Source organism: Arenibacter sp. S6351L (assembly GCF_023016025.1).
Taxonomy (GTDB): domain Bacteria; phylum Bacteroidota; class Bacteroidia; order Flavobacteriales; family Flavobacteriaceae; genus Arenibacter; species Arenibacter algicola_B.
Genome location: NZ_JALKBB010000027.1, coordinates 44,667 through 63,644, shown reverse-complemented (window position 1 = coordinate 63,644; position 18,978 = coordinate 44,667). Strand labels below are relative to the sequence as shown.

Sequence of the window (18,978 nt, the reverse complement as noted above, 5' to 3'; positions counted from 1 at the left end):
TCAGTATTCACGAGATTATTTTATGCGTTAAAATGATTCATCCTAAAACAGAATTACAATTCATCAATAAGGAGGTCGGCTATGGCGTAGTAGCCACAGAATTTATTCCTGCCGGAACCATAACCTGGGTATTGGATAAGTTGGACCGCGAATTTACTCCGGCCGAACTTGAATCCCTGGAACCCCTTTATCAGTCCATATTGGACACTTATACCTTTAGGGACAATAAGGGGAGATTTATACTTTGTTGGGACAATGCCAGATACGTAAACCACAGTTTTAACTCCAACTGCCTTACCACAGCCTATGACTTTGAGGTAGCCATACGGGATATCCATGTAGGGGAACAACTAACGGACGACTATGGATATCTGAACATTCCACAACCCTTCAGGGGAATTGATGAAGGCACAAAGCGAAAGGTTGTATACCCGGATGACCTATTAAAATATCACAAAGTCTGGGACAAAAAACTGCAACTCGTATTTCCAAAAATCCCAAAGTTGGATCAACCATTAAAACCATTGTTTTCCGATAATCAATGGAGCATGGTTACCTCCATTTCCGAAGGTAAAAAAATGATGGATTCCATTAAGAACAACTATTACAACGGGAATTAGCGGAAACAACAACCCAACCTAGCGGTGCAGTACAAAATTTTGGTTATGGCACTTTCAACTATTAGACCATAACATTTCAAAATATTATTTTAGCTTTATCAAAATCTGTACTACGGACTTACATCAAAAACTAAAATAATGCTCAGAAATCTACCCTTGCTACTCCTTTCATTGGTTTTATTTTCCTGTGCTGAAAAGAAAAAAGAATCAAAACCCGAAATTTCACCCAATGTAATTTTGATTTTTACCGATGATCAGGGATATCAGGATGTAGGTACTTTTGGTTCGCCCAATATTGAAACCCCCCATTTGGACCAAATGGCAAAAGAGGGGGTAAAACTCACCAGCTTTTACTCAGCACAACCCATATGTTCCGCTTCAAGGGCAGGTATATTGACCGGCTGCTACCCCAACCGAATTGGCATACACAACGCCTTGGGACCAGGTAGTCCCATAGGAATAAATGCATCCGAGATGACTATAGCGGAAATGCTAAAAAACATTGGGTATAAAACCGCCATTTTTGGAAAATGGCATTTGGGAGATAGCCCAAATTTCTTACCTACGAGACATGGTTTTGATGAATTCTTTGGCATCCCCTACTCTAACGATATGTGGCCCTACCATCCTCAGCAAGGCCCAGTATTCAATTTTGGGCCCCTGCCGCTTTATGAAAATGAGACGGTTCTGGATACCCTTACGGAACAATCACAACTTACCACCCAAATAACGGAAAGGAGCGTGGATTTTATCAATAGAAATAAAAACAATCCTTTCTTTCTATATGTACCCCATCCACAGCCACATGTACCGCTATTTGTATCCGATAAATTTAGAGGGAAATCAAAGAGAGGATTATACGGCGATGTTATCATGGAGATCGACTGGTCCGTGGGCCAAATATTGGCTGCCCTGAAAAAGAACGGCCTAGAGGACAACACCGTGGTAATCTTTACTTCGGACAATGGACCCTGGCTTTCCTATGGCAACCACGCGGGTAGTGCACTGCCCTTTAGGGAAGGTAAGGGAACGGCTTGGGAGGGGGCACAGCGCGAGCCTTTCATTATGAGGTACCCCAACAAGATAATCCCCGGAAAAACCATAGATATACCCGTCATGGCCATAGATATTTTACCTACCATCGCTGAAATAACAGGAGCCCGTTTGCCCAATTTAACTATCGACGGAAAAAGCGCCTTGTCCCTGCTCACTGGGGAAAGCCAAGAGAGTCCGCAAGAAGCTTATTTCTTTTACTATAGAATAAACGAACTCATGGGGGTACGCTATGGAAAATGGAAAATGTACTTCCCCCACACTTACAGAACCATGGACGGACAAGAGCCTGGCAAGGATGGGCTTCCAGGGGAATACCGAATGGTCGAAATGGAAGAAATAGAACTTTATGATGTTACTACGGATATAAGTGAGACCAACAACGTGGCCGAAGAATACCCGGAAGTGGTAGACCAAATAAAGATTTTAGCCAATGAGATGCGCCATGAACTAGGGGATTCCCTACTAGACCTGGAAGGCACCAAAAATAGGGAGGCAGGAAAAGCGGAGTAAGAATAGTTATCTCCTTTAAGCAAAAGCAAGATTTATCATGAGCAAACCCTTCCTATTTAAACAATTCCAAATACATCAGGATCGCTGTGCCATGAAAATTGGTACCGATGGAGTTTTATTGGGAGCTTGGATCTCTCTAGAGCACCAACCCCCGTCCATTCTGGATATCGGGGCGGGAACGGGAGTGGTTGCTTTGATGCTGGCACAAAGGAGTGATGCTGAAACCATAGACGGCATAGAGATAGATGAAGATGCCTATGAGCAATGTGTAGAGAATTTTGAAGCCTCTGACTGGGCCGATCGATTATTCTGTTACCACGCATCCCTAGATGAATTTGTAGCCGAAATAGACGACAAATACGATCTCATCGTATCCAATCCACCATTTTACGCTGAAATTGTACCTAGTGGCAATGAATCCAGGGATATCGCTAGACAGAGTCAATCCTTGCCCTTTGAGGACCTTTTGAGCGGCGTTGCGAAACTCTTGGCGAAAAATGGCACCTTTTCCACCATCATCCCGTTTAAAGAAGAGGAAAGATTTTTGGATTTGGCTGCCGCAATTAACCTTTATCCCAAGCGGCTTATGCGCATTAAAGGGAACCCTAATTCTGAGATTAAGCGAAGCTTGTTGGAATTAAACATTGGGAAGACTTCTGTTGAAATTGAAAATCTCACTATAGAATTAGCCCGACACCAATACACCAAGGAATATATAGGTCTGACAAAAGATTTTTATTTAAAAATGTAACAATCATACTTTCTTGTGTTATATTTTTAAACAAATCCTTAATTTGTTTATTTTTGAATCTAAAATTAATTCTATGCGACCCGATTTGTTTGAAGCACCTGATTATTACAATTTAGACGACCTTTTATCCGAAGAACATAAATTGGTACGCGATGCTGCCAGACAATGGGTAAAGCGGGATATCTCCCCGATCATAGAAGAATATGCCCAAAAAGCAGAGTTTCCAAAACAGATCATCAAAGGCCTTTCTGAAATTGGGGCCTTCGGACCCTATATCCCCGAGGAATATGGAGGTGCCGGATTGGACCAGATAAGCTACGGGTTAATAATGCAGGAAATAGAACGGGGCGATAGCGGGGTACGTTCCACTGCCTCGGTACAATCATCTTTAGTAATGTATCCTATTTTCGCCTATGGCAGTGAGGAACAGCGAAAGAAATACTTGCCTAAATTGGCCTCCGGCGAATTTATGGGCTGTTTTGGGTTAACAGAACCCAATCATGGCTCCAACCCCAGTGGTATGGAAACAAAGTTTAAGGATAAAGGCGATCATTTTCTACTAAACGGCGCCAAACTTTGGATTTCCAATTCGCCTTTTGCGGATATAGCGGTGGTCTGGGCCAAGAACGAAGAAGGACGTATCCACGGACTAATAGTAGAACGGGGCATGGAAGGCTTTTCCACGCCGGAAACCCATAATAAATGGTCCTTACGGGCCTCGGCGACAGGCGAATTAATCTTTGATAATGTAAAGGTTCCCAAAGAAAATCTACTGCCGGGTAAAAATGGGCTTGGTGCACCCTTGGGCTGTTTGGATTCGGCACGCTATGGAATTGCTTGGGGTGCCATAGGCGCTGCAATGGATTGTTATGATACCGCCTTGAGATATGCCAAGGAACGCATCCAATTTGGAAAACCTATTGCTGCCACCCAATTACAACAAAAAAAATTGGCGGAGATGATTACAGAAATCACCAAAGCACAATTATTGGCCTTCCGATTGGGGCAATTGAAAAACGAAGGAAGGGCCACTACGGCTCAAATTTCAATGGCCAAGCGCAATAACGTGGAAATGGCGATCAAGATAGCCCGGGAAGCCAGACAGGTTTTGGGAGGTATGGGCATAACCGGCGAATATAGTATTATGCGCCATATGATGAATCTCGAAAGCGTCATCACCTATGAAGGAACACATGACATCCACTTATTGATTACAGGTGCCGACATTACCGGACTACCAGCTTTTCAATAAACATCCTTAATATCCCTAACTGAAAAAGCACCAAAGAGAGCACTAGAATTCCTTAATGTGTTCTTTTATGCTACGCTTCAATCTACATATATTCAGAGCGCAACAGCCTTTAAATAATATTTCTGGTCAGACCATTAGGGGGTACTATGTCCAACCTTAGCGTATTCACTAAATTTTGAAAATGTAGAATTAGAAAAATCTACAGTGTTTTGAATATATTTTTTTTAGATTCAAAATTTTAAGTATATTAACATACTATATAGATAATATTTACCTGCATATATTGATTTATTAACAATGAAGCAACTTTGAATACTCACCTTTTTAGTTCCTTGCACGAATTATAGAACCTGGACAATCGCCCCCTAATGACCAATGCAGATCGCAATACCTTAGTTTTAGTTGAACATCTCATCGCAGGAGAAGAGAAAGCATTTGAACAGGTGATGGAAGCCTACTACAAAAAACTCTTGATCTACGCCTATAGCTTTACCAATGATTACCCCCAGGCCCAGGATATTGTTCAAAACGTATTTTTACGATTATGGGAACGCAGACAAAATATTAATATCAGGGAATCCTTTCAAGGGCTTTTGTACAAATCGGTTTACAATGAATATATTGACGATTACAGAAGAAATAAATCTTCTATAATCATCAATGAAGCCTATAAGCACGCTTTGAATTATGCCGTGGAGGATACCAACTACCAATTAGTGGAAGATAAGATCGCTTTGATAAAAAAGGAAGTGGAACATTTACCCCCAAGATGCAAACAAATTTTTTTATTGAGCAAACAAGATGGCCTGACCAACTCCGAAATAGCGACCTATTTAAATATTTCCATTAAAACCGTGGAATACCAAATTGCCCAAGCCTATAGTGCAATTAGAAAAAAAACTGAGGTCAAAATAAAGAAATTAGCCATGATTCTCTTTTCTTATATTAAATTAAAGTAACCCAAGAGCAATTCTTCTTTTATTATTGATTAAAGGAAAATCGTTACCCAACCTAAGGATAAATCTGCACCAAGGTTTATTAAATAATCCAATAGTCTTTACCATCAATAAAAATAATTTACAAAAAAACCAGACCTGTATGCGCACGGCAAACAGGTCTGGAAAAAAATCTCAAGCGAATTAGATTTAGATTATTGCAGCAACCACATTTTAGACCACTGATCGTTCTCAGCAGGCTGCAATTTACCTATGGCTTGCAACATATTCTCTTCATTAAAAGGATCATCATAATAAAACCTAACAGGTATCTCTTGTCCCTTAGTCCCCGCTATAATATTGACGCTTAAATTAGGAAGTCCTGTTCTACGCCAATCGAACCATGATTCAGGAGTAAGCCATTGAGAAATCCATTTTTGGTGCATAATAGGCTCCATTTTATCTGTGGCATCATTAAAGATCTGTTGCGCCTGTGCCATATACACTCCTTGATCAAAAGGAACAAGGGTGTTGTTCGCTTTATCATACACCGTAGATGGATCTCCGTCCGAAATTCCATACTGCCCCATTGACAATTGAATGCCATTATTGTAATAATCCATAGCGCTATTGGATATCCACCCTCGTACACTTGCTTCAGCCAAAATAAATTGTACCTCAGCAGCATTCATTAGTACTGCCTTTACCATTGGATTGGCATCCTCCGCATACATTTCAGTTAAATAAGAAGCATGAGGGTTGGATGCCGCAGCAAGATAAACGCTTCCATCTAGAGACGCAATTACCTCATTAGCATTGATACCATCCGCAAATTTCTGAAATTGGTTAGGATCCGTTAAGGCAACTGGCAAACCAACAAAAAGGGAGGTATCAATATTATTCTCCTTATTTTCATCATTATTTATTGCGTTAACATCTAGAGTGGTATATCGTTTTATTACGCCATCTTCCTCTACAAATTCATCGGTGGCACCCTCAAAAATTTGAACATCTACTGGTCGCACCCAAGTAGTTAGTCTTGGATCGCCCAGGGCAGTCAAATCATTAACAATGGTAGCTGATGGTTTCCTACGATAAAATTCAGAGCGGTTACTATTTCTTAATGGGCCCCCGTACCAACTGTTGTCGCTATTGGTACCCACAAATGCAATGGCCGCATTGTCGTCATTATTTACTAAAATAGGATATTCCGCACTATTCCCTACTATAGCTAAAATTTCTGCAGCTGGATTAATATCAATACCTCCCTTTTCTGATAAACGCATATAATACCTAAGGCGTAAGGAATTCGCAAGTTTACGCCACTTTAAGGCATCCCCTTGATACACAATGTCTGCATCCGCAACTTCTTGTATAACCCCAGCTCCTGTTAGAAGAGTATTCGCTTGTGCCAAATCGTTTATTATTCCCTTAAAAATGGTCAGTTGATCATCATATGCCGGTTTAAAAAATTGATCTCCTCCCTTTTCTGCTTGGAGGGCATTCGTATAAGGTAGATCCCCAAAAACAGACGTTAACATCCCATACCAATAAGATTTCATGATTAGTGCAACCCCCTGATAGTAATCCTTTACCTTCCCGGTTTTTTCGTTCTCTGCCCTTTCGAAGATATAGTCACTATCTTTTAAAGGTTCGTAATAGCCAGCATAACTCGCTGCCTGCCAGTTAAAATTAAATCGGTCATAACTCGTAAAGTCACGTTGTAAATATTGGGTCGTAGCAGTAATCTCAGCCGCACCCATATTAAGGTCAGCAGTTATAGTTGCAGATTGGGACAAAATACCTGTCAACACAAATTTAATGTCTATCTCAGTATCTGGTAAACTATTGGGGCTTACATTTATCTCCTCCAAAGATTCGGAGCACGATGTAGCAAAAAGTACTACCATTGGCAGTAACATTGCAATTATGTTTTTCTTTATTACAGTCATCTTATATTATTTTTAGAAACTTATGTTAAGTCGAAGGCCTACAGGAATAGTCCAAGGGGCCACATTCCATTTTTCAAACCCTTGGGTTCCCTGATCATAGGCAAGTTCAGGATCGATTCCGATACCGGCTGCGGTCCAAAGCATAACATTCTTGGCATATACGGATATGGCTACATTATCTGCCGAAATAAACTTGGCAACCTCAGCTGGTAGTGCATAGGTCATGGTGATGTCTCTTAATTTAACAAAGGATGCGTCGTACATAAAAGCATAACCGGTTCTCCAATAACTACCGCTAGATTCAACCACTCTATAGGCGTCAAATAATTTTGTGCCAACATCTCCAAAATTTTCGGTATAGGTACCATCACCATTGTCTATTACCCCAGGAAAGAAAGCTCCGTTGTAATTCCCGTTAAATTCAAACCCACCTAATTCTTCATTTCGTCCACCCACCCAGACATCGTTGTCTCTATAAATTGGGTTAGATTTAATTTCATTGGCTAATGCAGCCCTATCAGGATAAGAATTAGCATTTAGGATTCCCGAAAAGGTACTTGAGCTGATTCCATTTTGCCAGTCCTCTATTTTTCCAGAACGTGCCATTCTCTTCATGGATTCGGAGAAGAAATCCCCGCCTTGCCTCCAGTCGAAACTAGCAGAAAGGGTAAAGTTTTTATATCGAATAGAAGTGTTCATCCCAACAGCAAAATCGTTGTTGAAATTTCCAACTTTAATCTGGTTCTCCCGAGCCCTATCATCTACCCATCTTCCATTAGAATCCAATAGATTCCATCCTGCATACTCACCTTCTTCTACTTTCTTTATATAAGGAGAATACATGTCTCCAATGATTCCTCCTACTCTTGTAAAAGCACCACCATCTGTTCCTCCACCAAAATCAACACGGTCAATACCGTCAACCAATTCTACCAATTTACTTTCCTGTGTGGTGAAATTAAAATTCATGTTCCATTCAAGATCTTCCGTTCTAATAGGAACCATATTCAATCCAAATTCAAACCCGTAATTTTCCACATTCCCTGCATTAATGGTGGTACTGGTATACCCCGTAAGTGGTGAAACGTTCACATTTAAGATTTGGTTTTTGTTTTGAGTCTTATAATAGGTAGCCTCCAACCCCAGTCTGCCCTTAAAGAAACCTAAATCAGTACCTACCTCATAAGAAGTAGCTATTTCTGGCTTTAGTTTGGTATTTGGCATACTGCTTGGTAGTGAATAGGTAAAATCATCGCCCCAAAATCCTTGGGATAAAGTAGGGTGGATTAAATAAGGATCGGTATCTTTTCCTACCTCAGCCCATCCAGAGCGTATTTTAAGTAACGAAATCCAAGATGGCATTTGGAACATTTCAGAAACCAAAACACTTCCAGAAGCGGAAGGGTAAAAGTAAGAACTGTTCTCCGTAGGAAGGGTGCTGGACCAATCGTTACGTGCTGTTAAATCCAAGTAGAGCATATTTTTATAGCTCAATGTAGCCATTCCATAAACACTGTATACCGCCTTTTTAAAGGTTCCACTACTGTATTCCAATCCTCCTCTGGTTACATTGGAAAGGGTAAACAAGCCAGGAAGCACCAAATTGTCACCACCAGAACTATAGGTGTTAACTTCGCTATTCAATATATTTCCACCTACAGAAGGGGATATACGAAAATCTCCAAATTTCTTATCATAGGAAAACAAAACATCTACGTTAGTTTCCTTAGAATTACTATTATCTAGGTTATACGCCCCAGTTGGTTTGGTGGTTCCCCCACCAAATCCTTGAAAGGACCATGGTTTTAAAGTTTCCACTTTATTGTAATTACCACTGTAGGCTACACGAGCCATTGCATTAAAATTTGAGGTAATTTCCCAGTCCAGCTTAATATTTCCAAAACCACTTAGCTTGTCAAATTTGTTTTTCCTTTCATTGGCGGAAAACCAAGGGTTGTTATACCCATCCGTAACATTGCGTTGCTCTACGTTCGGTGTTTCCCAATAGTCTCCTTTTAGGTCATTGATATTTATATGTGGCGCGATATTGAATAAATCAAAATACTGATCATCACCACCTAGAACTTTAACTGGATTATTGTCAGAATTCGGGTTAGAAACATCAAAATTCGTGGAAACGGTTACATTATCCGTTATTTTATAGGTCGTATTTAGTCGGAAACCAAGCTTTTGAAGCTCAGTGCCTGGGGAGTAGCCTTCTCCTTTCAAATGGGATACTGCCAATCTAAAGCTACCCTTGTCATAATTCCCACTTATACTGGCATCATTTATTGTGGTAACCCCTGTCCTAAAGTAATCTTTCTGTGGGTCCTTATAAAACTTTAATGGCACTGCTTCACCATTGCTATTCCATTGTACCGCAGAGCCGCCTTCTCCTGGACCGTACCAGTGTTGCCATGTGGCTTCATCAAAAATACCTCTTTGCCCGTTGGTAAATTGATCCTGAGTTTCAAAATATTTATAGGGCGTATTTAAAGTGACTGTTGAGGAGAATGAAACCCCAACCCCCTTTTTAAGACCTTCTCCAGATTTAGTAGTAACAAGAATTACCCCATTACCTGCTCTGGAACCGTAAAGTGCAGCTGCACTTGCTCCTTTTAATATGGAAACACTCTGAATGTTCATAGCGCTTATATTACCCAAAACAGCAGTACTCCCAACAGGTGAACCATCTACAACAACCAAAGGCTCATCATTTCCAGACAAAGAAGTTCTACCCCTGATATAGACATAGGTTTCCGCATTTAAGTCGTTACCAGACCTTCGAATGTCCAACCCGGAAACCCTACTGGACAAACCGCCCAACGCATTTTCCTGGGGAACAAGGTTTATTTTTTCACTGTCAACCTCGCCTACGGAATAGCCCAAGGCTCTCTTTTCTCGCTTCATTCCTAGAGCGGTCACCACTACTTCGTCCATTTTTTGGGCAGAAGGGTTCATCACAACATCTAAATTAGTGTTGTTACCCACAGCAACCTCTTTCGTCTCCATTCCAATATAGGAGAAGACAAGAACGGTTTGCGAATTAGGTACGGCAATACTAAAATAGCCATCAAAATCAGTAACCACCCCTTTGGCAGTTCCCTTTATGACGACATTGGCCCCAGCTAAAATCATCCCATCGCTGTCCTTAACAATCCCTTGAACTTCCGATTGTATCGGAGTATCATCGGTTTTAAGGGGAACACTTTTAATGTCTATGTTCTCGATTCTTTTTAGGATAATATGTTTCTCCAATACCTCATAAGACACATTGGTATTGAGAAAAAGCGTATTCAATATACTCCTAACCTTTTCTTTGTTCACCTTAAGGGTAACAATTTTACTAATATCCACATCCTTTAAATTGTACAGAAATTTAAACTCTGTATGGGATTCAATCTCATTTAGCACCTTTTCAATAGAGACCTCTTTAAGATCCAGGCTTATCCGAGTGTTTTGCGCATAATTATTGGCTCTTATATTAAATAAGGCAATGAACAGCAAAAGGGTGGTTAATTTCATTTTTAAGCTCAATTCCGGAGGACATAGAAGCCTACTCCTAATTTTAAGAAGGATTTTCATATTTTTGTATTGATTATTTAGATGAGTATTTATTTGCTCATTGGTATTTAGCTGGGAGATGTTCGCGCATCTTCCAGTTTTTTTTAAACTTGATTTTTGGTTTTTTTCTTTTAATTCATATAATAATCCAGTTTTAGTTTATAGTTATTTTTTCATTTTCAATCGTATAGGTAAACCTATAGCTGGTCCTAAAGGAAGCGAAAATTTGCTCCATTAGCTCGTCCTTGTCAAAACTGGCACTAAAATATTGTTCGCCCAGTTCTTTATTATTGTTTACAATACTAACATTGTAAGTGCGCTCCAATTTATTAATGATATTTTTAAACTGCATACTTCTGAAAACCAGTTTCCCCGATTTCCAACTGGTATACAAACTAGTGTCCACTTCGTCCAAAGAGATGTTACCACTGCTATGATCATACACCCCCCTAAAACCAGGCTTCATAAAAGTGGTAGTCTCAGGCCCATAAACATCGCCGCTGTAAAGGCCAACGGACCCATTGACCAAAACTGCAGTAACCTGACTATCTTCGGGATAGGAAGAAAGATTGAATTCCGTACCTAGGACACGCACCTTTAAATCGGCAACATTGACAATAAATGGATCAATACTATCTTTTGCTATTTCGAAATAAGCTTCACCGTTCAAGAATACCTCCCTGGTCTTGCCCGGTAAAAATTTCACTGGGTACTTTATAGAAGACCCTGAATTAAGAAATACGCTACTGCCATCGGACAGTACCAATTCAAACCGTTTGCCATTGGGAATATTTAGTTGATTATGGATTAGTTTTTCCGGATCACCGCCTTCATTGTAGTTAAGTGTATTTCCTTTTTGCATTCCGACCTCATTTCCTTCTGCATCAATTATCTTTCGTTTTCCATCTTCACTTATGACCTCTATGTTTCCATTATCCAACTGAAGTGTAATCTGGTTGGGATCAACTAGTTCCTTTACATTGGCTTCATCGAATTTTTGATTGAAAAAATAACCAAATCCTAGAAGCAAAAGCAATACTGCAGCAATTTTAAGTAGGCTTTGTGGAAACAATCTATTAATGCTGGGTTTCTCTTTCTGGATTTTGCGGATCAATTCTTTCTTCATCGGCTGATCATCCATTTTATTGAGGCCCATATTAATTGCATAATGCATAAGCACGTAATCATTGAAGAGCTCCTTGTTCAAAGGATCTTCCAGCCAATCTTCCAACTCTTGTAGTTGTATAGCCGTGGCCGTTTTATCGAGGTATTTAAGTATACCTATTTCTATATTGGATGGAATCATGCTACGTGTTATATTATTTACGACGTAGCCTAATCGGAATACCCTAGGTTTTTAATAAAAAAAAGAAATTTATTTTTCCACTATAGCTCGGACATAAAATTATGGTCACTGCTTTTCTGCAGTGACCATAACGTTGCCCTTGTTAAAAAAGGACTAAGATTTCAAAATATTAATTTATTTCAATTGAAGAAATGTTGGGTGACCCTTAATTCAAATTATAGATGACTCCAATGCTACTTACTACAGACACACCGGGATTATCTACGGACAAAGGGCGCCCATTAAGGCCGCGTCCTTAATTTTTATTTTGAAGGGGATTTCCCCGGCCTTTTCTTCCTCACCAAACTATCTGCAGGATAAGTAGCCTTTAAATATGCCATTTGGGCCTTGGACCAATCCAAAATCTGGTCCTGTTGTTCCTGGGTAAGGTTAGCCTCAGGATGAAGTCCGAAATAAGTATAAGAAGGTATTGGCATTTCTTTTTCTTCCACCATTTCCACAATCTCTTCGAATTTGTGATATTGAATAGCCAAAGGTAATTTTGTGAAGTTGGAAAAATTTAAATGTTTTTTGCCGTCTACCACATGATCATTTAAAAACCAGGCTACAGGCTGAACATTGGAGTACCATGGATATTCCGTTTTATTGGAATGACAATCATTACAGGAAACCTTCAATAAATGGTTTACATCCTCAGGAACCTTATATTTAGTGGAAAGGCTATTCGTATTATCATTAGATTCATTTTTTTCGGGTCGGAAAAACTGGATCAAGATCAATACTACACCCAGTCCTAACAAAATTTTTTTTAGCATAATAATAAATATTGGTTAATGACAAATACAGCGAATTATAAGTTATAGGCCGTGTACTAAGGTAATATTTTTTTGGTTTTGACACTCATTTTTGAAAATGGTTTAATAATTAATATTAAACTAACTTATTGACTATCTTATGATAACACCGGAAACAACCTTAAAATATAATTTTACTGCAACCTAATAAAGGATACGTTCTTATAATTTGATTTGAGTTAGCTACTCTAAACCGATGGTCTCATCGGTTTTTTTGTTTATAACAATTTGACCCTTGTCTTTGGTCGAAAAAACTACCTAGTGCCCAAAAAATGGCTGAACCATTTTCCGGATGACTTTATAATTCTTTGTTGATTTTCAAAATCAATGTAAACCAAACCAAATCTTGGATAATACCCTTCCGCCCATTCAAAATTGTCGGTAAATGTCCATACGAAATACCCATCCACCTTTAGTCCTTCCCTTTTCGCCCTGTGTACCTGCTTCAAATAAGCCTGTAAATAGGAAAGCCTTTCCTTATCGTGCACCCCACCTTTGTTGATTTCATCTTCAAAAGCAGCTCCGTTTTCCGTAATTATTATTTTTTTTACACCCTCGTAGCCGTTAAATCTTTTTATCATATTAAAAATGCTGGGCGGATAGACTTCCCAGTCCATTAGGGTAGCCCTAACTTTACGTTTGCTTGCCTTTACAATTTTAGCCTTTATATAAGGCACCAGATAGGAATGCTTAACCTTTTCACGTGTATAATTTTGGATTCCCACAAAATCGAAATCAAATACGGCGTTTTCGGCGTCCCCTGGTAATATATAAGATTGTATTCGTTTTAAAACTGGAATCGTGTCCCAAGGGTACCCCATTCCCAAAGAAGGTTCTATAAAGAGTCGGTTTAGCATGGCATCTGCCCTTTCCGCGGCCTTAAGGTCCCGGCGATTGTTCCTATAAGGTGATATCTGGGAACAGGAGAAGGTAGTACCAATATTGGCATTGGCCACCAAATTACGCAAAATCCTACCTCCTGCGGCCTGACACAATACCGCGTGGTGCACTGAGGGCAAAAAATTTCTTAAACCTTTCCTACCTGGTGCATGTACGCCTAGAAAATACCCCGCACCCGTAAAGACCATAGGTTCGTTCAATACCATCCAATTTTTGACCCTATCCCCAAAATTATTGGCACAAAGTGTTACATATTCCTGGAACCATCCTAGAATTTCCCTATTGGTCCACCCCCCTTTTTCTTCCAGCACAAGCGGCAGATCCCAGTGATATAAAGTCACCCAAGGCGTTATACCACATTCCAGACAAAAGTTGATAACATCATTATAAAACTGAATTCCTTTAGCGCTTACAGCTCCTGTTCCCTTTGGCAGTATCCGGGACCAGGACAAGGAGAACCTAAAGTGATCAATATTCATTTTCTTCATCAAGAGGATATCCTCTTGAAACTTGTGATAAAATTCACACGCATCATTGCCGTGCTGATTTTGGTAGGTATTCCCCTTCTTTGAGGTAAAATCGTCCCAGATGGAAGGTCCTTTATCATCCACATCGTGCGCACCCTCTATCTGATATGCCGCCGTAGATACACCCCAAATAAAATTTTTACCAAAGTCATTTACTTGCAAATCAAAATGTTCTGAATTTTTCGACATAAGCACTAAGATTGCTTAACCAGAAAAGGCCCCTTCAAGCAACTGGTCTATAATCTGTTCCGTGATATCCGGATAGTTTACTTCTATTTTGGCATCACTATCTACCCACAGTCTCAATTTATCCAAATGTTTATTTTTCAGGGATTTGATTACGGGAACCCCCAATTCTTTCAATGCCGCTGAATTGCACTGTTGTTCATATTGTCCTTTCATTGGGATTACCATCAACTTCTTGCCCAGGTACAAAGCTTCGGCAGGAGTTTCAAAACCTGCACCGCACAATATTCCCTTGGAAGTGACCATGCTGTGCACAAATGCCTCGTTGGTTATAGGCCTAATACTAATATTCTTGCCTAAAAATTCTACCTTATTATGCTTGGAAAAAACTTCCCACTTTACATTGGAAACCTCTGAAAGGGTTTTCAATATCCTACCATCACTATAAGACGGCAGATACACGGTATAATGATTCCCTTCCTTGACCTCCGCAGTTCTAATATCCTTTCTTATAATAGGAGTATAGATCTTATCCCCATAGGCTTTAAAATGCAGGCCAAACTGTTGGGTTGTGGGCGCATAGTTCTTTAAGATAAATTTTCCCATAAGGTCATTCTTGTCCGGTTTGGGGGAATTGGGAGACAGTACTGCTGCCTGATGGCTAAAACTTATGGAAGGCTTATTTTTTAGTTTACATGCCCAAGCAGATACGGGCTCAAAATCATTTATGATCAGGTCATAATCTTCAATGGGTATACTTTTTATCTCCTTCTGCAGTCTAGCTGCATTGGACTTGAGATAGGTCCTCCATAAATTAACATTTCCTTGTTTGCCAAAAATAAAACTAAGTCCTTTGAGCTGATACTTGACCGGATGGGGAATCTGAATATCAGCCTGTATTCCGCTTACAAGGATGTCCAATTCCAATCCTTTTTCCTGTAGTGCCGGAATAACATCGCGCGCCCTACTTAAATGACCATTGCCAGTACCCTGGATGGCATATAGTACTTTCATATTATAACTGTTTTAAGAGAGTAAATGAACAGGACGATCATTTGTTCTCGGCCGAGGTCAAAAATTGAAATTCCCTCACCAAATTTTGAAAAAGTTCGTTTTTATCAAGAATTTCCATTGGCTCCATAATATTTTCATCATCATTGAGAACCTTAACATCCTCTAAATAGTGGTATAATTTCCACTCCCCATTATTATATTCCAAACTTGTTAAATTCTCTATCCAGTCGCCAGAATTAAGATACATAACAGACCCCTTGGAGGTAGCTATTTCCCTCATCTCGGGCTGGTGAATATGCCCACAAACCACATAATCATATTCATTTTCTATTGCGATATCTGCCGCGATCTGTTCAAAATCGTTTATAAACTTAATGGCCGATTTAACACTGTTTTTTATCTTCTTGGACATGGAAACCGGACCTTTTCCCATTTTTTTACTACAATAATTTATGGCACTGTTCAACAAAATCAGCATATCATAACCTGTAGCGCCCAGCCTTGCGATCCATTTGGAATGTTGCATGGTAACATCAAAAACATCTCCATGAAACATCCAAGCTTTGCCACCATTTACCTCCAAGACCACTTTGTTGACAATATTGAAAGAACCCAATTTAAAGCCTAGGAATTTCCTTAACATTTCGTCATGGTTGCCGGCCACATAGTGCACAGGGATTCCTTCCGCCACCCATTGCATAATGATCTTTATCACCTTCATATGGGATTTTGGCCAATAGCGCTTGCTAAATTGCCATATATCAATAATATCGCCGTTCAAAACCACCTCCCTGGGTTTTATCGATTTTAGATATTTGACTAATTCCTTGGCATGGCATCCGTAGGTACCCAAATGCACATCGGACAAAACCACTAGTTCCACAGGTCTTTTTTTCATGAAGTAATATTTGGTAGGTTAATTATTCGAAACTTGAAAGGAGAGCAAAAGGACTTTGACCCAAGGTTTAAGAATTTGACCAAAACGGTCAATATTGAATTAGAAATAATTTTCATGCACAGAAAATCAATGTAAATTCAAAGATTGATATTTAGGTCGACAATAAACTAAATACGACTTTAAAATTAGGTTATATGATTGTTAACAGACTGTTTTCCAAGGCTGCGGAAAGTCTAATTAGGTTTTGTGATTATCAAAGAAGAGTAAACACCTACTAAAGTTTAAGAATGACTAAAAATAGCCCAGGGCAAAGGAATGGGGATCCAAGAATACTATACCCGAACAAGGTATTTGGATAAATTCTGTCTAAGTTTATCAAATGTAATGGGTTTGGTAAAATAATCGTTCATACCAACCTCTTTGGCTCCTTGGATCGTCTCTTTGGTGACATCCGCCGAGAAACCAATAATGACAAGGTCTTTCTGGGTTTTCCTTATTTCCACTGTAGCCTCAAAACCGTCCATTTCCGGCATATGGATATCCATGAAGACCAAATCGTATTGGTTTTCGGCCACCGCTGTTACAGCCTCTTTTCCATTTCCTACCCAATAGGTATTTATACCAAATGCATCCAAGGTCTTTTTGAGTACCACAACATTTACCTTATTGTCGTCTACGATCAAAACCTTAAACCCTGTCAAATCTATACTATTGGAAATGGGCGCCTTTGTTTCTGGTTGCATCTCCGTAATAGGAAACGTAAGCGAAATCTTAAATTCCGTACCAACATTTTCTGTGCTATCTACCTCAATATGACCCTCCAACAACTCTATTAGCAGATATGTAATGTACAATCCAAGTCCACTACCTTCATGCCTTTTGGTAATACCTGAATCTATTTGTGTAAACCTATCAAAAATGGTTTTAAGTTTACTTTTCGGAATTCCTATTCCAGTATCCTTAATGCCAATGCTAATATTTAAGTCACTATTGTGTATGGTCTCTTCATAGGTGATATCTATTCCTCCCTCGTCCGTAAACTTTAGGGCATTCCTCAAAAGATTGGTGAGTATCTGGCCAAACTTTCCTATGTCCGCAATAACATGGGTTTTGGAGTCCGAGACAATATCCAATTTTGCGTAAAGCCCTTTAGCCTCAATACTGGGCCTATAAATACTAATAATATTCTCCAGCTCTTCCGATGGGGAAAAGACATCCTTTTTAAAGCTTATTTGGCCAGATTCTATTTTATCTATTTCCAGAATATCGTTCACCAGTAGAAGCAATTTTTTGGAAGAGACATCCATCAAAGAAAGATATTCCATGAGGGAACTATCTATTTTGGACTCCTTTAGAACCTCAATAAAGCCCATAATAGCATTTAAAGGGGTCCTGATTTCATGGCTCATGTTGGAGACAAACTCCGTTTTTGCCTTGGAAGCTTTTTCTGCCTTGGTCCGTTCTTCCCTCAAACTTCTATTAGCTACCCGAAGCTTAATATTTAAATCCCTAAAACGTAAGTTTTCATTTCTGGAAGATTGATAAAAGTACGTCAACAAACTCATAAGTAGGGATATTAGGATCCCAAAAATTAAAATGATTGAAGAAGACTTATTCCTTTCGGCCAATACCTCCTTATTGCGGGGCATTAGATAAAAGGTCCACACCTGTTTGTCATCCTGATCTACCTCATAAGACCTAACATAGACCAAATCATCGCTAAAGTCGCTGGGCGAGGGGTCATTGAGTCTATAAAAAGTAGTTCCCTTGTCATCCTTTATTTCAATGGCATAATTGTCCATTCCCGTAGCCAACATATCAAAAGTGGTCGTAAAATCCATTCCAGCGGTTATGGTTCCCTGGAATTTACCCCCGAAAAAAACAGGAACATCTATTAAAAAGGCATTCCCTCCCTGTATTAAGGTGGTCCAAGCCGTTAAGTTGGTCGAAGAATCCCGCACATGCCTTAGCCATTCATCACGTCTTGGGTGTTTGGAAAGATCAGCACCAATCACTGCCTCGTTCCCCTTAAGGGGCACAATCCTTTGAATTACCTGGGAACTATCTATCCATTCCACGAATTTAAAAGATTGATCTTCCTTAAGGATAAGTCTGGCGTCATCTTCCAAATATTGAAAAAAATCTCCATCGGTCATCACCAAACGCTCCATTAAATTCTCGAGGACAATAATGCTTTTTTGGCCAGAAGACAAGAATCCCTGCGACTGGATTTGCCCATTCACCTCTATGTCTTTCTTGATCAGCTCCCTATTGGAATTCAAAGAATTCTTCCAAAGCGCAACTACAACAATCATCAATACGACAAAAACAGAAAAAGGATATATTATTTCTTTCTTTGGAATCTTAAAGGACATATTAGGGGTGCTAAAAAGCTGAATTAGTTCAATTAGTGGTTGATACAGTCAAAGATATCACAATAAATAAAAAGCACCTCGTTTTATTAGGCTTATAATACAGGGGTATTAAAAACACGGTTTCCCCAATATAGAAATTAATAAAAGAAATCGGCCAATTACACATTAAACCCTGTTAATTAGCTGATTACAACTATTTTTAAAAGACAAAAACAATGTCACCATAGTCTTTTTGCAATCATGTTTTTACGAAGTTCCAGGTAAAAAAGTACAGATCG

General features: G+C 39.4%; 13 protein-coding genes. 5 read left to right on the top strand and 8 right to left on the bottom strand.

Annotation, left to right across the window (positions count from 1 at the left end; translation table 11 throughout):
* Positions 1-32 precede the first annotated feature (32 nt).
* The 5 genes from MWU82_RS18955 to MWU82_RS18935 all read left to right on the top strand — a co-directional run bounded on the left by MWU82_RS18955 (position 33) and on the right by MWU82_RS18935 (position 5,148).
* On the top strand, positions 33-620 hold the full coding sequence (locus tag MWU82_RS18955) for an SET domain-containing protein (protein ID WP_215947919.1): 588 nt from the start codon (positions 33-35) through the stop codon (positions 618-620).
* A 138-nt stretch (positions 621-758) separates the two neighbouring features.
* Entirely contained in the window at positions 759-2,186 is a 1,428-nt protein-coding gene (locus tag MWU82_RS18950; protein WP_247097576.1) for a sulfatase, read from the top strand.
* A gap of 37 nt (positions 2,187-2,223) precedes the next feature.
* A complete protein-coding gene (locus MWU82_RS18945; protein WP_247097575.1) occupies positions 2,224-2,937 on the top strand; it encodes a methyltransferase in 714 nt (237 codons plus the stop codon).
* A gap of 73 nt (positions 2,938-3,010) precedes the next feature.
* Entirely contained in the window at positions 3,011-4,189 is a 1,179-nt protein-coding gene (locus MWU82_RS18940) for an acyl-CoA dehydrogenase family protein (protein WP_247097574.1), read from the top strand.
* Positions 4,190-4,557: 368 nt separating this feature from the next.
* The gene (locus tag MWU82_RS18935; RefSeq protein WP_247097573.1) at positions 4,558-5,148 is read left to right on the top strand and encodes an RNA polymerase sigma-70 factor; all 591 of its coding nucleotides are present in this window, start codon (positions 4,558-4,560) and stop codon (positions 5,146-5,148) included.
* Positions 5,149-5,339: 191 nt separating this feature from the next.
* Here the strand turns inward: MWU82_RS18935 and MWU82_RS18930 are convergent, their stop codons facing one another.
* The 8 genes from MWU82_RS18930 to MWU82_RS18895 form a co-directional block, all read right to left on the bottom strand.
* Complete coding sequence (locus MWU82_RS18930; RefSeq protein WP_247097572.1) at positions 5,340-7,076, bottom strand: SusD/RagB family nutrient-binding outer membrane lipoprotein; 1,737 nt, start codon at positions 7,074-7,076, stop codon at positions 5,340-5,342.
* Positions 7,077-7,088: 12 nt separating this feature from the next.
* Complete coding sequence (locus tag MWU82_RS18925) at positions 7,089-10,601, bottom strand: SusC/RagA family TonB-linked outer membrane protein (protein ID WP_247097571.1); 3,513 nt, start codon at positions 10,599-10,601, stop codon at positions 7,089-7,091.
* A 193-nt stretch (positions 10,602-10,794) separates the two neighbouring features.
* Complete coding sequence (locus MWU82_RS18920) at positions 10,795-11,946, bottom strand: FecR domain-containing protein (RefSeq protein WP_247097570.1); 1,152 nt, start codon at positions 11,944-11,946, stop codon at positions 10,795-10,797.
* Between the two features lie 302 nt (positions 11,947-12,248).
* Entirely contained in the window at positions 12,249-12,761 is a 513-nt protein-coding gene (locus MWU82_RS18915) for a heme-binding domain-containing protein (protein WP_247097569.1), read from the bottom strand.
* 293 nt (positions 12,762-13,054) lie between these two features.
* Positions 13,055-14,416 carry a GH1 family beta-glucosidase gene (locus tag MWU82_RS18910; protein WP_247097568.1) on the bottom strand — a complete coding sequence of 454 codons (1,362 nt, stop codon included), beginning with the start codon at positions 14,414-14,416 and terminating at the stop codon, positions 13,055-13,057.
* 15 nt (positions 14,417-14,431) lie between these two features.
* A complete protein-coding gene (locus tag MWU82_RS18905) occupies positions 14,432-15,427 on the bottom strand; it encodes a glycosyltransferase family protein (protein ID WP_247097567.1) in 996 nt (331 codons plus the stop codon).
* A gap of 37 nt (positions 15,428-15,464) precedes the next feature.
* Positions 15,465-16,325, bottom strand: coding sequence for a UDP-2,3-diacylglucosamine diphosphatase (locus tag MWU82_RS18900; protein WP_247097566.1), 861 nt, complete (start codon positions 16,323-16,325; stop codon positions 15,465-15,467).
* A 332-nt stretch (positions 16,326-16,657) separates the two neighbouring features.
* Positions 16,658-18,700, bottom strand: a complete 2,043-nt coding sequence (locus MWU82_RS18895) for a response regulator (RefSeq protein ID WP_247097565.1) — start codon at positions 18,698-18,700, stop codon at positions 16,658-16,660.
* Positions 18,701-18,978: the final 278 nt, after the last annotated feature.

Bases quoted from the DNA above. Each gene is read 5' to 3' on its own strand.
- MWU82_RS18955 (WP_215947919.1), top strand. From the start codon at position 33: ATGATTCATCCTAAAACAGAATTACAATTCATCAATAAGGAGGTCGGC.
- MWU82_RS18950 (WP_247097576.1), top strand. From the start codon at position 759: ATGCTCAGAAATCTACCCTTGCTACTCCTTTCATTGGTTTTATTTTCC.
- MWU82_RS18945 (WP_247097575.1), top strand. From the start codon at position 2,224: ATGAGCAAACCCTTCCTATTTAAACAATTCCAAATACATCAGGATCGC.
- MWU82_RS18940 (WP_247097574.1), top strand. From the start codon at position 3,011: ATGCGACCCGATTTGTTTGAAGCACCTGATTATTACAATTTAGACGAC.
- MWU82_RS18935 (WP_247097573.1), top strand. From the start codon at position 4,558: ATGACCAATGCAGATCGCAATACCTTAGTTTTAGTTGAACATCTCATC.
- MWU82_RS18930 (WP_247097572.1), bottom strand. From the start codon at position 7,076: ATGACTGTAATAAAGAAAAACATAATTGCAATGTTACTGCCAATGGTA.
- MWU82_RS18925 (WP_247097571.1), bottom strand. From the start codon at position 10,601: ATGAAATTAACCACCCTTTTGCTGTTCATTGCCTTATTTAATATAAGA.
- MWU82_RS18920 (WP_247097570.1), bottom strand. From the start codon at position 11,946: ATGATTCCATCCAATATAGAAATAGGTATACTTAAATACCTCGATAAA.
- MWU82_RS18915 (WP_247097569.1), bottom strand. From the start codon at position 12,761: ATGCTAAAAAAAATTTTGTTAGGACTGGGTGTAGTATTGATCTTGATC.
- MWU82_RS18910 (WP_247097568.1), bottom strand. From the start codon at position 14,416: ATGTCGAAAAATTCAGAACATTTTGATTTGCAAGTAAATGACTTTGGT.
- MWU82_RS18905 (WP_247097567.1), bottom strand. From the start codon at position 15,427: ATGAAAGTACTATATGCCATCCAGGGTACTGGCAATGGTCATTTAAGT.
- MWU82_RS18900 (WP_247097566.1), bottom strand. From the start codon at position 16,325: ATGAAAAAAAGACCTGTGGAACTAGTGGTTTTGTCCGATGTGCATTTG.
- MWU82_RS18895 (WP_247097565.1), bottom strand. From the start codon at position 18,700: ATGTCCTTTAAGATTCCAAAGAAAGAAATAATATATCCTTTTTCTGTT.